Annotated in this window: 10 protein-coding genes; 3 read left to right on the forward strand and 7 right to left on the reverse strand. The window is 62.1% G+C overall.

Going from position 1 to position 13,918, the window contains the following annotated elements; genetic code table 11:
- Positions 1-83: 83 nt before the first annotated feature.
- Positions 84-1,367 carry an NAD(P)/FAD-dependent oxidoreductase gene (locus JQ597_RS30355; RefSeq protein WP_212269153.1) on the reverse strand — a complete coding sequence of 428 codons (1,284 nt, stop codon included), beginning with the start codon at positions 1,365-1,367 and terminating at the stop codon, positions 84-86.
- Positions 1,368-1,537: 170 nt separating this feature from the next.
- On the opposite strand from JQ597_RS30355, the gene JQ597_RS30360 reads away from it, so the two are divergent.
- From JQ597_RS30360 to JQ597_RS30370, 3 genes are all read left to right on the forward strand, one after another.
- Positions 1,538-2,470: a LysR family transcriptional regulator gene (locus JQ597_RS30360; RefSeq protein ID WP_212269154.1), complete on the forward strand. Its 933-nt coding sequence runs from the start codon at positions 1,538-1,540 to the stop codon at positions 2,468-2,470.
- 252 nt (positions 2,471-2,722) lie between these two features.
- Positions 2,723-4,279 (forward strand): L-piperidine-6-carboxylate dehydrogenase, encoded by a 1,557-nt coding sequence (gene amaB / locus JQ597_RS30365; RefSeq protein ID WP_212269155.1) that lies wholly within the window; start codon positions 2,723-2,725, stop codon positions 4,277-4,279.
- Positions 4,280-4,291: 12 nt separating this feature from the next.
- A complete protein-coding gene (locus tag JQ597_RS30370) occupies positions 4,292-5,521 on the forward strand; it encodes a pyridoxal phosphate-dependent aminotransferase (protein ID WP_409411317.1) in 1,230 nt (409 codons plus the stop codon).
- A gap of 78 nt (positions 5,522-5,599) precedes the next feature.
- Here JQ597_RS30370 and JQ597_RS30375 read toward each other — a convergent pair whose 3' ends face one another.
- The 6 genes from JQ597_RS30375 to JQ597_RS30400 form a co-directional block, all read right to left on the reverse strand.
- The gene (locus tag JQ597_RS30375) at positions 5,600-6,955 is read right to left on the reverse strand and encodes an MFS transporter (RefSeq protein WP_212269156.1); all 1,356 of its coding nucleotides are present in this window, start codon (positions 6,953-6,955) and stop codon (positions 5,600-5,602) included.
- Positions 6,956-7,002: 47 nt separating this feature from the next.
- Positions 7,003-8,469, reverse strand: coding sequence for a WS/DGAT/MGAT family O-acyltransferase (locus JQ597_RS30380; RefSeq protein WP_212269157.1), 1,467 nt, complete (start codon positions 8,467-8,469; stop codon positions 7,003-7,005).
- Positions 8,470-8,524: 55 nt separating this feature from the next.
- The gene (locus tag JQ597_RS30385) at positions 8,525-10,246 is read right to left on the reverse strand and encodes a long-chain-fatty-acid--CoA ligase (RefSeq protein WP_212269158.1); all 1,722 of its coding nucleotides are present in this window, start codon (positions 10,244-10,246) and stop codon (positions 8,525-8,527) included.
- Between the two features lie 116 nt (positions 10,247-10,362).
- Positions 10,363-10,788: a phasin family protein gene (locus tag JQ597_RS30390; RefSeq protein WP_212269159.1), complete on the reverse strand. Its 426-nt coding sequence runs from the start codon at positions 10,786-10,788 to the stop codon at positions 10,363-10,365.
- Positions 10,789-10,850: 62 nt separating this feature from the next.
- On the reverse strand, positions 10,851-11,663 hold the full coding sequence (locus JQ597_RS30395; protein ID WP_212269160.1) for an esterase/lipase family protein: 813 nt from the start codon (positions 11,661-11,663) through the stop codon (positions 10,851-10,853).
- Positions 11,664-12,111: 448 nt separating this feature from the next.
- Positions 12,112-13,077, reverse strand: a complete 966-nt coding sequence (locus JQ597_RS30400; protein ID WP_249136058.1) for an AraC family transcriptional regulator — start codon at positions 13,075-13,077, stop codon at positions 12,112-12,114.
- Between the last annotated feature and the right edge of the window lie 841 nt (positions 13,078-13,918).

The raw sequence follows: 13,918 nt of genomic DNA on the forward strand, positions 1-13,918 counted from the left end.
TGATCAAAAGTTTCCTATCGTCAACTAATTTCCGATGTGATCTTTTTGCTATTCTTCGGAATTCCGAAATTCGATGGCGGGACCTACCGCCGCGCCTGGACCAGATGAAGGAGCTGTGCCCCGACCTCGTAGTAGGCCGATTTGGCGTTCCGGAAGTTGGGCTTGGTCGGCGACGACGCCGGCAGCGGCAGATCTTTCTCGTCGAGTTGTCCAAGCGCGTGGATCGCCAAAAGGCGTCCGAAGGTCGTGCCGGGCGCAATGCCGCGCCCGTTGTAGCCGCTGAAGCCGATCACGTTTTCAGCGAGCTTGTGGAATCGCGGCAGGTTATCGTCGGTCATTCCGATCAGGCCGTACCATTCAGATTCGAATCTGACGTCGCCGATTTGCGGGAAAAGCTTCTTGAGCGCCCGCTTTGCCCAGGATCGGTGAACCGCCGCACCGGTCCCACGCAGCGCGCCACAGCTTCCGAACACGAGGCGGCCGGCACGATCGAAACGAAACGAACTCAGCACTTCATTGGTGTCCCAGGCCCCCTGCCGTTCGGGAAGAATGGACGCACGGATGTTGTCGGACAGCGGCTGGGTGGCAAAGTTGAAATAAGGCAGGTGGACCTGCTCCATCGTAACTTCGGACCAAGGGCCCGTCGCATAGGCATCGGTCGCCACGATGACACGATCGGCGACGACGCTGCCATCAGCGGTTTGCAGCTTCCATTTGCCGCCAATTCGCGCGGCGGAGATAACCGCGCTACGGGTGAATATCTTCGCGCCGGCATTCAAAGCGATGCGAGCAAGACCCCGCGCATAGGCCAGGGGTTGGATCGTGCCCGCGCGCCGATCCCACAGCGATCCGGCGTAAGCCGAGGAGCCAATTTTCGCTTCGGTGTCAGCGGCGTTCAGCAACTCCACCGGCGCGCCGCGGCGGCTCCACTGAGCTGCGCGCGCCTCCAGTTCCTTCATCCCTTTGACGCCGACGGCGCAATGCAGCGTGCCGGCACGCTCGACTTCGCATTCGATGCGATGACGGTCGATGAGATCGAACACAAGCTTCGGGGCGTCGCCCAGCAATCCGAGAAGACGCTCGCCGTAATCGCCGCCGAGCATGTCCGGCAGCACGTCCGGCATCACCCACATACCGGCATTGACCAGGCCGACGTTCCGGCCGGCCCCGCCAAAGCCGATCTCCACCGCCTCCAGCAATGCGACGTTGGCGCCGCCCTCGGCGAGATGGAGAGCGGCCGAGAGACCGGTATATCCACCACCGACGATGGCAGTATCGACCTTGATCGATCCGCGTAACTCCGCCGTTTCAGGCGCCGCCGGTGCGGTCAATTCCCAGAGACCGTGGGATCTGGCGTTATCTAGCATCGTCTGCGACGTCCTCGTCTGTTGCCGCCCGCAAGGTCTGGCTTTTCGAGGCGCGTTGACTGGTTCATTCCAATTCGGCAAGTAAGATGCTGACCGTTGGAAGACATGCCGACTGCGTGACTGCGAGGCCGGGCGGTAATCTAGCGTTGCCAGCGGCGCCGGGCCAAGTCATGTTTGATCAAGACCTCATTCGGCTGGAGAATGACGTGCAGGGCCCACGCCGCTTTTTGCCTTCGCTGCCTCTGCTCTCCGCCTTTGAAGCGGCGGCGCGGACCGGAAGCATCACGGCCGCGGCAAAAGAGCTGTCGCTGACGCAAGGCGCGGTGAGCCGTCAGGTCAAGGCGCTCGAAGAGCAGCTCGAGGTCGAGCTGTTTCATCGCGAGCGGCAAACCATCCGCCTGACCGTGGGCGGCGACGCCTATGCCCGCGAGATACGCGACGCGCTGCGCAAGATCAGTACGGCGTCGCTCAATCTGCGCGCCAATCCGTTCGGCGGCACGCTGACGCTTGCGATCCTGCCGACGTTCGGCACCAGATGGCTGGCGCCGCGGCTTCCCAGATTTCTCGCGGGCAACCCCGGCATCACCATCAACCTGGTCACGCGGCTATCGAATTTCGACTTCAGGCTGGAGCCCGTCGACGCCGCGATCCATTTCGGGCGCCCGGAATGGCAAGGGGGTGAACTGGCGTTGCTGCGGTCGGAGACCGTGATCCCCGCCTGCAGCACCGAGTTGCGGGAGCGTTACGGTTTCAAGCAAGCAAGCGACCTGCGGAAGGCCCCTCTTCTGCACCTGACGACGCGCCCCGACGCGTGGGAACAATGGCTGACGCTGCACGGCGTGGATGCCCATGCCGTCCATGGCATGCTGCTGGACCAGTTCGCCACCGCTTCCCAGGCGGCGATTTCCGGGCTCGGCGTCGCGCTGCTTCCCGAATTTCTCATCGAGGAGGAGTTGAGCACCGGCAAGCTGGTGCGCGCGCTCGATCTGCCGATGAAAAGCGCCGAGGCCTATTATCTGGTCTGGCCGACCGACCGGGCGTCCCATCCGCCACTTGTTGCCTTCCGGGAATGGCTTCTTCTGGAAACGGCGCCAGACCGCTGAAGCGTCACGCTCTGACAAGGTCGGGTCTGCGACTCATCCGCAACTGTCAGCCGTTTTGGATTTGGCCCATGGTCATTCAGCGCTGGAATGACTTATTGAACTTCTATCGTTTGAAAATGCCGGACCATTGTCCTCTCTATGAGGCGGGACATCGCCTTCCGGCCCCTGACGGAGAACGATGGTGACGTCTCAAGCCAATCGCTGACAGCCGCCTTCTCTGAAATCAACGCGAGCCCTCGGAAAGAGCCCCTCATGTCAGACAAACAATCCACCAAAACCAAAGACCTCTCGCTCAAGGCCGACGTCGACGCGCTTCTGATTGAACTCGGTGTCGAACCTGTCAGCTATACCGGTGGCACGCTGGTCGCGAGAACCCCGATCACCGGTGAAACCGTGGCGCATGTCAGGGAGATCGACGCCGCCGGCGCGACCTCGGCGATCGAAAAAGCTCATGCGGCTTTCCTGCAATGGCGTCTGATCCCTGCTCCCAAGCGCGGTGAACTGGTGCGGCTGCTCGGCGAAGAGTTGCGCGCCAGCAAGCGCGCGCTCGGCCGGCTGGTTTCCATCGAGGCGGGCAAGATCGAGTCCGAAGGTCTCGGCGAAGTGCAGGAGATGATCGACATTTGCGACTACGCCGTGGGGCTTTCCCGGCAGCTCTACGGCTTGACGATCGCCACCGAGCGCCACGAGCACCGGATGGCGGAGACCTGGCATCCGCTCGGTGTCACCGGCATCATCTCGGCGTTCAATTTCCCGGTCGCGGTCTGGTCATGGAATGCCGCGCTGGCGCTGGTCTGCGGCAACAGCATCGTCTGGAAGCCGTCGGAAAAGACGCCCCTCACCGCTTTGGCGACCGACGCGCTGTTCGCCCGCGCCCTGAAGCGCTTCAAGGCCGATGGCGGCGCAGCGCCCGACGGATTGTCTGCCGTGCTGGTCGGAGGGCGCGAGATCGGTGAGGCCCTCGTCAACAACACCAGGGTTCCCCTGGTCTCGGCGACCGGTTCGACCGCGATGGGACGCGCCGTCGCGCCGAAGCTCGCGCAGCGTTTCGCCCGCGCCATTCTGGAGCTCGGCGGCAACAATGCGGCGGTGGTCACGCCGACCGCCGATCTCGACCTGACGCTGCGCGGCGTCGCCTTCGCGGCAATGGGCACGGCCGGCCAACGCTGCACCACGCTGCGCCGCCTGTTCGTTCACGAGAGCGTCTATGACAGCTTCGTGCCGCGCCTGAAGAAGGTCTATCAGTCCGTTTCCGTCGGCAATCCCCTCACCGGCAATCTGGTCGGCCCTCTGATCGACGGCCTCGCTTATGAATCGATGCAGCGCGCCCTCGGCGAAGCCAAGGCCGCCGGAGCGGCCATTGTCGGCGGCGACCGCGTCGCCGTCGCAGGCGCAGGCACGGCCTTCTATGTCCGCCCGGCGCTGGTCGAGATCGGCGGACAGACCGGAACGGTCGAGCGCGAGACTTTTGCGCCGATCCTTTATGTCATCAAATACAGCGACTTCGATGCGGTGATCGAATTGCACAATGCCGTTCCGCAAGGACTATCGTCTTCGATCTTCACCAACGATCTGCGCGAGGCAGAAGCCTTCTTGTCGGCGCGCGGCTCCGATTGCGGGATCGCCAACGTGAACATCGGTCCCTCAGGCGCCGAGATCGGCGGCGCATTCGGCGGCGAGAAAGAAACCGGCGGCGGACGTGAGTCCGGGTCGGATGCCTGGAAGGCCTACATGCGCCGCGCCACCAACACGATCAACTATGGCCGCACGCTGCCGCTCGCCCAGGGCGTCAAGTTCGACGTGGATTGAATGGAAATCGCCGTGAACGCGCCGCTTCCGACATCATCGCATTTCCGCCCGGCCTCCCGGCTTTCATCGATCGGGGTGTCGGAAATCCTGAAGATTACCGGCCTCGCCACCGATCTGAAGCGCCAGGGCAAGGATGTCATCATCCTCGGGACCGGAGAGCCCGACTTCGACACGCCCGCTCACATCAAGGACGCGGCGGCGCGCGCCATGCACGACGGCGCGACCAAATACACCGCGCTCGACGGAACGCCAGAACTCAAATCCGCCATCCGCGCCAAGTTCCAGCGCGACAACGGCCTTGAATTCACCCAGGACGAGATCACGGTTTCCAGCGGTGCGAAGCAGGTTCTCTATAATGCGATGATGGCCAGCCTCGATCCGGGCGATGAGGTGATCATCCCGACACCATTCTGGGTGAGCTACGCCGATATCGTCCTCATCGCAGGCGGCAAGCCGGTTCTGGTGCCGTGTTCGGAAGCCAACGGCTTCCGGCTCACCGCCGGCGATCTCGAAGCGGCGATCTCGCCGCGCACCCGATGGGTGATGCTGAATTCGCCATCGAATCCCACCGGAGCCGCCTATCGCGAAGCTGACTATCGGCCGCTGCTCGACGTGCTGTCGCGACACCGGCATGTCTGGCTGATCGTTGACGATATCTATGAGCACATCGTCTACGACGATTTCCGCTTTGTCACACCGGCCGCGATCGAACCGGGGCTTCGCAACCGCATCCTGACGGTCAACGGTGTTTCCAAGGCCTATGCGATGACCGGCTGGCGCATTGGCTACGCCGGCGGGCCAAGCGCGCTGATTCGCGCCATGGCCATCGTGCAGAGCCAATCGACGTCCTGCCCATCATCGATCAGCCAGGCCGCGGCCGTGGAAGCCCTCAACGGTCCGCAAGGGATCGTGCGCGACCATTGCAGGTCGTTTCAGGAGCGTCGCGATCTCGTCGTTTCCGCATTGAACGCGATCGAGGGCATTACCTGCCGCGTGCCCGAAGGCGCGTTCTATACGTTCGCCAGTTGCGCGGGTCTGATCGGCAAGAAGGCTCCTGACGGCGGCATCATCACGAGCGACACGGCCTTTGCGGAATATCTACTGCGCGCCGTCGGCGTCGCGGTCGTTCCCGGCTCGGCATTTGGCCTCGCGCCGTATTTCCGCATCTCCTACGCAACGTCGGCCGCAGAACTCATGGAGGCCTGCCGGCGCATCGCGGCAGCATCTGCGCAACTGTCCTAGGACAGCCGGTCGCCGAATTAGCTCCTCGGCGCGACGCGTCGCAGTCACCCAACTCAACAGGCATCTTGTCAGGTTCCGTCAGTGCGCAGCCGCCGGCGCTGCCACACCCGCGGTTGAAGTCGGCCGGATCGTCAGGAGCAGGAGCAGCCCGGACAGAAGATAGAGCGCAATCACGAAATACATGCTGTAAGTATTGTCACCTGTGCTCCGGACAATGAGCCCGTTGATCGTCGGACTTATCGCCGGACCGAGGTTGCCGAGGCTGCTGATGAGCGCGAGGCCACCGGCGGCAGCTCCGACCGAGAGGTATTCGCTGATCAACGCAAAGAACAGAGGCGTAGCCGACGCTATTCCGATCACGGCGAACGACAGCGCCAGGAGCGATCCGACCAGGTTGCCCTGCAGCAGCGTCGTCGCGAAGAGGCCGATCGCAGCAATCACCACACATGCTGCAAAATGCCAGCGCCGCTCGCGCCACTTGTCGGAATGCCGGCCGATCAGGATCATGCCGATGACACCGACCGCGTTAGGGATCGCCGCGTAGATCCCGACGAGCAACAGATCCTTGATCCCCCAACTCTGAATCAAGGTCGGCAGCCAGAACACCATCGTATAGGTAGCACCCAGCAGGAGCAGATAAACGAGCGACAGGGCATACACTTTCGGATCCCGCAGCAAGCCGCCGAACGTGCCGGCAGGCTCGCTTCCGACAGCCTTCACGCTATGCGCAAGGCTGTCTTCGAGCAGCTTCTTTTCGTCCTTCGAGAGCCAGGCAGCATTCGCGGGCTTGTCCTCCAGAAGGAAGTACACCAGGAACCCAAGAATGACCGCCGGCAATCCCTGCACCAGGAACAGCCATTGCCAGCCGTAAAGCCCGCTGACCCCGTCGAAATATTTCAAGGTAGCGCCGCAAAGCGGTCCGGCAAGCACGGAAATGATCGTGGTGGCGGACATAAAGATCGCGATGACCTGGCCGCGCCGCACCGATGGATACCAATAGGTGAAATACAAAATGACACCTGGGAAAAAACCTGCCTCGAAGACACCGAGCAGGAATCGCAACACGTAGAACTGCAGTGGCGTGGACACGAACATCATGGCCGATGCGGTCAGACCCCAGAGCACCATGATACGCAACAGCGTCTTGCGCGCACCGATTTTCTCCAGCAGAAGGTTGCTCGGCACTTCAAACAAAAAGTATCCGATAAAAAATATCCCCGCGCCCAGGCCGTAGACGGCATCATCGAACGGCAGAGTTTGCTTCATTTGCAGCTGCGCATAGCCGATATTGATGCGATCGAGATAGGCGATCATGTAAGCGATCAGCAGCAGCGGGATGAGGCGCCAGCTAACCTTCGAGAAAACCGCCTTGAGTTCCCCGCTCTCCAACGCCAGCGATTGCGGCGAAGACGTTTGCGCGCCAGTCGGATGCATGATGGTTCCCCCCCCAAGGATTGCTTATCTTTATGTCAGTCAGCCTATCATGCGGATCGCCGGGATGCATCGGCACCTGATGCACCTCCAGGAGCCTGCTCGACCGGAGGCAGCGCCTCAATTTCGCGCAGCGCCGCCCGCAGGTGCTCCACCAGCTCGTAGGACTCTTCCTGCGACAACACGCGGCGACAGGCAGTGAGGCCAAACTCCAGCAGGCCGGCGTAGCTTTGCACCGTGATGTTCAGCGCGCTGCCATGGTACGGGATCGACACCGGGTGGTAATGCACCATCCGCGCTCCGGCCATGTAGAGCGGCGTCGGCGGGCCCGGGACATTGGAGATGAGGACATTGCCGGCGGCAGGCGCGCGACTCGCGAAGTTGGAGCGGCCGAGCAACGAGGCGAGCCCGGTCATCAGCCATGGCGAGCCCGTGATCGGCACGTTGACCCCGAGGACCGGTTTGAGCTCGCGCACCACCGCTTTCGCGGCCTCGGACGAGGCATGGATTGCCTTGAAGCGCGCCGGAATATCCTTGATGTCGGTTGCCAGGTCGACGCGGACGATCGACACTTGGTTGTTCATCGCGCTGTCGCCTTCCGTGCGAAGGCTCACGGGAACCACCGCGATGAGCGTTTCCTTTGGAAGCAGATCGCGCTCCTTGAGGAAGCGATCCAGCGCGACGCTGCACACGGCCATGACGATGGTGTTGACGGTGCCGCCAACTCGCTTGCCGAGTTGCTTGATGTCCGCCAGCGGCAACGACAGCGTCGTGTAGGAGCGCTGGTTGGTGATCGAATCGTTGAAGATCGTCCTTGGTGCAAGGCCAAGATTCAGCGAGCGCTCGCCGCCGGTCGTGCGCTGGTTGGCGACCACGGTTGCCGCCGCGGTTAGCGCCTTGGCAGCGGTTGGCAGCAGATCCGCCAGCTTGCGATACTGTTCGGCCGAATTGGCAACCGCCGCTTGCAGCAGTTCGGTGACGCCAAGCTGGTAGGAGACGCCGCCGCGCTTGCGGCGTGGCGGCGGCACCTCGCGCATCTGCGGCGAGACATCATAGAGCACCTTTGCAAGCTCGACCCCGGCCTTGCCGTCGACGCCGCTGTGGTGGGCCTTGGAGTAGAATGCGACCTGTCCGTTCTCGAGACCCTCGATGACGTACATCTCCCACAACGGCCGGCTGCGGTCGAGCAGTGTGGAATGCAGCCTCGCGATCAACTGCTCAAGCTGCGCCATCGTGCCGGGGCGGCGCAGCGTAACGCTGCGCACATGATAGTCGAGGTCGATATCATCGTCCTCGATCCATACCGGTTCGGCGAGTTCGAAAGGCATCTGCGCCAGTTTGCGGCAAAGTACGGAAGCCAGATGCAGGCGCTTGCCAAGCATGGCCTTCACTTCTTCGTAGTAGTCGCCCTGATATCCGTCGGGAAGCTCGAACAGCATCAGGCTGCCGACATGCATCGGCGTCTCCGGCGTTTCGAGATGCAGGAAGGAGGCATCCATGCCGCTGAGTTGATCCATCCTCATCGCTCCTTTGCGGTGTCGAGAAATTGTGCGCATCCGGCACTGAAGCGTTTCATTCTGCTGCTCCCACGCGTCTCACGCGCCGGCGCTCCTCTTCGTCATACAAATCCTTCTTCGAAATCTTTCCCACGGCGGTCTTCGGCAACTCGGGGCAAATTTCAAGCGCCTGCACCATTTCGTGTTTGCCGAGCTTGTCCTTCAGGAACGCCTGAAGCTCACTGAGCGAAGGCGCCGCCACACCAGCTTTCAGCTTGATGAAGGCCTTGGGTGATTGGCCGCGGTAATGGTCATGGATGCCGATTACCGCGACTTCCTCGACCGAGGGATGCATGTAAATCGCCTCTTCGAGCACGCGCGGATAGACGTTGTAGCCGCTGCACAGCAGCATGTCCTTGGTGCGATCGACGATGAATATGAACCCGTCCTGGTCCATGTAACCGACGTCGCCGGTGCGCAGTAAACCGTCGGTCGTGGTGACATCGGCCGTCGCCTGCGGATTATTCCAATAACCCTTCATGACGTTGGCGCCCTTGACGCAGATTTCCCCGCGCTCGCCGAGCGGGACATACTGCGCCTTGCCATCGAGACCGAGGAACTTGATCACGATGCCGGGCGCCGGCATCCCGCACGACCCGGCCTTCCGCATGCCGCCGGGCTGCGCCGGCGTGAAGGTACCACTCGGCGAGGTCTCCGTCATGCCCCATCCTTCGGTCAGATGGCAGCCGGTGATATCCGCGAACCGTTGCGCCACTTCGAGCGGCAGCGGCGCCCCGCCCGAGCCGCAATATTTGAGCGAGCGAAGGCTGTGGTTTGGCGTCTCCGGGTGGTTGATCAGCGCCGTGAACATCGTCGGCACGCCGCAGAACACGCTGACCTGCTTCCGCGAAATTTCCGCCAGCGCGGCCTCAGGGTCGAAGCGCACATGCTGGATGATTTCGGCGCCGGCGAGGATGCCGAACAGCACGTTCACGGTCAGCGCATAGATGTGAAAGGGCGGCAGCACGGCGAGCATCCGCTCCTGCCCTTCGACGAGCACCGGCGGATTGCCGCGCGTCGTCTCCCAGAACTGCTGGCAGGCCGCCGACAGATTGCCATGGGTCAGCATGGCGCCCTTGGGCAGGCCGGTCGTGCCCCCGGTATATTGCAGCACGGCGATCACTTCGCGCGGATCTGACATCGGGTGGTGTTCCGGCGCGCCGTCATTGTCGAGCAGGTCGGCAAAGCGAATGCGACTGTCGTCCCACGTCACATCGCTCACCTGCCCGGCCGCCTTCATCTGGCCTGCGAGCACGTCCGGCGACGCCGTCATCTCGGCCAGACTGCCGACGATCAGCTTCTGCAGCCTTGTCTTGCCGAGCATTCCCGCCATCTGCGGATACAGCGTGACATGGTCGAGCGTGATCAGGAAATCCGTCCGGCTATCCTCGATCTTGTGCTCGAGAACCTTGGCGGCATCGAGCGGCGAATAGTTGACCACCGTACCGCCGGCCTTCAGTACGCCGAAGAACGCGATGACGTAGTGCGGCGTGTTATGCAGGAACAGGCCAACATGCACGCCCGGCCGGACGCCAAGTCGCTGAAGCCCGCGCGCCGCACGATCCACCTGGTCGCCGAGGTCGCGATAGCTCAGACGCTTTCCCATGAACTCGAGCGCGGGCCGATCAGGCCATTTCGCGATGGTGTCATCGAGAATGTTCTGCACCGGCATCGAAACGATCTCGGCATCCCATCTCACACCCACCGGGTAGGATTTGATCCAGGGCATGTCGTTCATCTTGAGCTTCTCCCAGAACAACGCACGTCTTCCGCCAGGTCGGCGTATCGGATGATCCGTCCGCCGCAGCAGCCTTACTGGCCGCAAGCCGCAAAATCCGGACGGCCGGCGCTGACTTACTTCGGCAGCAATAGTTTCTGCAGGTTGCCGAGATTTTCCTGCAAACGGTCCTGAACGATCTTCCAGGCGCTGTTGCGCGACTGCGCTTCCATCGCAGACAGTTCGTTGAAATTCGCCAAGGCCTTTTCAACGCCAAGTTTGGCCGCTTCCGCCTGCTTGGTCAGGCTGTCCGCACCGCTCGCATCCTTGATCGCAGCCTGCCATTGCGCGAGCGTTTCTTGCAGGATCTCGTTGCGCCGCTCGACAAGCGCCGCAACCCCTGCATAAGCCTGCCGGTTTGCCTCGACCAGCGTCTCCATGTCCTTGCGCTGCCATTCGATCAGCGCCGCTATGTCGAGTCCGGGCGTTTGGAATTTCTCGGCAAATTTCCTGAGATCGTCGGACCACATCGCGCCGCCCGGCTGCTTGCTGTCTGCTTCCATGAAAAACCCTCCTCTTCGATTGAACTCCGGCCGTGATCACGTCGCGGCAGAGGCCGCCAACCCTATGCGGCGAATGGGCCGGCATCGGAGCCGCCCGCGCTAGCCTGGTGATGCCGCCGCGGGTCCGGAAAAAGCAGGCGTTTCAGGCCGCTTCGGTCGAACGGCCACAATTCGCCTTCCCGCATCGCGAGCCGGTCCGCGATGGCATAGAGCGCGACGGGGTTGTGCCCGAGCCCGCAATGACTGCCTTCCACCTCGATATTCTCGGTTGTCGCGCTCTCTTGTTCACGACAGCCCTGCCACGCGACGATGCCATCGCTACGGCTGTAGATCGCGGTGCTTGGCACCGGAGGCGGCAGCTTCATGGCTTCGCGCCCGGGCCAGTCTTCCGCCCGGCGCCCGCTGAGGGTTTCATAGAGCTGCCAGGCGTTGCTTGCTTTGGGTTCGTTGGCGAAGGGGCTGCCGAGCGTGATCACCTGGCGTACCAGCGATGGCGTCCGTCGCGCCGCCTCGCGCGCAAAGACGCCGCCTAGGCTCCAACCAATCAGGCTGACCTTGCGCTGATAGCGCGCGAACAGTTCCGCGAGCCGCTCGTCGATGCCGGGTTCTACGCCGGGATGTGGACCATGGTTCGAGCCCTGCTTCCAGCCATGAGCTGCGTAGCCCAGGTCTTTCAGAAGTGTTCGCAGCGGTCGGGTCGAGACATCACTTGCCGCCAGGCCGGGCAACACAAGCACCGGATGGCCATCGCCACGCGGCGCCTGCCGCAGCAACGGATATGTCGCGAAGAACGCCTGCAACTCCCAAATGCCGCGCATCTCGAGCGCCAGCAGCAGCCGCGACGGCGGCCCGACGGGTTCGGTCGCCCGATCCATCACAATTCCTCCCCTTTGAATGCAGCGCTCATGGCGCGCTCACATCAAGTCTTTGGCTTGATCGGGATCGGAACGCTCAGGTTCGGATCAGACCTCTCGTGCAGCTTGATTTGAGGTTACGGTAACGAGCGCCTTCGACCCTCGAAAGGTGCAAATGACCCGCTTGCCCGGTGAGTTTGGGACACAGTCCGCGATGCCAAGCTCTGCCGGATTCGTGCTGCACTGCAATCATTTAACGCGCGGCGACTGCTGCATGCATGATGCTTGGCTGGAAAACGCCCTGACGATCGGGTGTCCTGAACGCAGCGCGAGCCCGGACACAAAATCGCGAAAACAACCCCATGCAAAGTAGAAAAACCCGGCCTTGCAGCACCCGTGCTGCTGGCGTCCGGGGCACGAGAAGAAAATGGTCCGTCGTCCCGGCTCCACCTCATCTCGTTCCGCCTAGCTAGATGCCAAGCGAAAGCCGGAAATCAGACGGACTCTTTCCCGTCCACCGCAGAAACGCGTGCCGGAAATTGGCGGCGTCGCTGTATCCCAGCCGATTGGCGATTTCCTCATTGGTCATTTTCGTCTTGCGAAGGTACTCGATGGCAAGATGCATCCGCACCTCGGCCAGGATATCGCGGTAAGCCGTCCCTTCCACCTCCAGCCTGCGGCGCAGCGCCCGCGGATGCATCGAGAGCTTCTCGGCAACAACTTCGATGCCGGGGTATCGGCCGCGCAGTTCGATCAGCATCCGCCGAACGTCCGCCGCGACGCCGCCTCCGCGATTGACCTCAGCCAGGATTTGCTCGCACATCTCGCGCGCCATGGCGTGACTGCGCGGGTCGGCGAGCGATACCGGACCATCAGCTGTCGCCAAATCATAGCCATAGGCGTTGCTTCGCTGCGTGAACAGAACCGGACATGCGAACAGTTCGTCGTAGAAGGCGACATGCTGCGGCGTCGCATACACGACGGCGACGTGCGAGTATCTGAATGATGGCCCGACCAGATCCCGGGCGATCATCAAATGTGCCGCCAGCGCGAACTCCACCGCAAACCGATAGGCGTCCTCGGTGGGGTCCACCCAATGCCGCGGCTCGACGGTGCACAGCACGGTCGTCTCGTCATAGGCATTGCTGGCATCGCAGAACGGGCCGATCACACGGATGTAGCGGTTGGCGAAATCGCGGGCGTCGGCGTAGGTGGGACTGCTCAGCAGCGCGTATCCGTACATTCCATACGTCGTGACGTGCATGCGCTGACCCGCGCGGAGCGCGATGGCAGAATCTTTCGACAGGCGGAGGGCGTTGCGAATCACCGTATCGAGTTGCCGATACGAAATCTGGGTGGTGTGTGCCTCCAGCTGGGACCGATCGAGTCCAGTACCGTCCAGTGTTTCGGACGCATCGACACCTTGCGCGTTCAACTCCGAAACGATCGCGGCGATCGAATGCGGTGAATAGATGCGCTGCACGAAGTCTTGCCGCGACAGGCCGCATGATTCACCGTCCTGTTTTTGCGACTTGCCTCCTTCCCTCATAGCCGTGCCCTACCCGCGCCGCTCTCCTGTTGCCAGCGGCCAGAAAGACACACTACCCACCGCGCTCGGCACAGACAACGCCGATCGGACACCTCAACTCGGTGTTCTCCTCGACCCGGCGGTCTTCCGATTCTATTTGACCATCTTGGATTTGAGGCCATTCAGTCATTTTAGCGCCGGCAGTTCGGGACCGGTGCGCAGGACCCGTAACCCGCGCATCATTCTGAATGAGGCGTAGAGGCATCGGCTGGCTTATTTGCATCGCAATCGGCGAGCCTGGAGCCGAGCTCGGTTACGTCCTTTCGCAAGTTCGGTTCGGAACGAGCCCCGAAAGTCGTCTTCATGGATCGCGATGCTTGTTCGCCGCGGTTCCAGCTTCCGTAAAGGCAGAGGCGAGGTCCGCATGCTGCCGGTTCACCATCGCGCTTCGATGATTGATCGGACCTCAAGGCAGCCTCTTCGAACTCGTTGCGGTTGCGTCGCTATCCTCCGGCCGACGGGAGATCCCACCATGAGTTTGTCGATGATATCGCTCCGGGTGATCGGATGAGCTGGCGACCCCGCACCGTGCAGCAACGCCGCACGGGTGGGCTCGTAGATCAGATGGTCGAGGAAGCGCAGCCCGAGACCGACCGCGCGACGGACACCTGCACCATTACTTCAGGTCTGCGGGTGGATCGCAGCACCAAACCTCTTCCTAAGAGATTGAGATAACTATACTTTTATA

It is taken from the genome of Bradyrhizobium sp. AUGA SZCCT0177 (genome assembly GCF_018130125.1).
Lineage (GTDB): Bacteria > Pseudomonadota > Alphaproteobacteria > Rhizobiales > Xanthobacteraceae > Bradyrhizobium.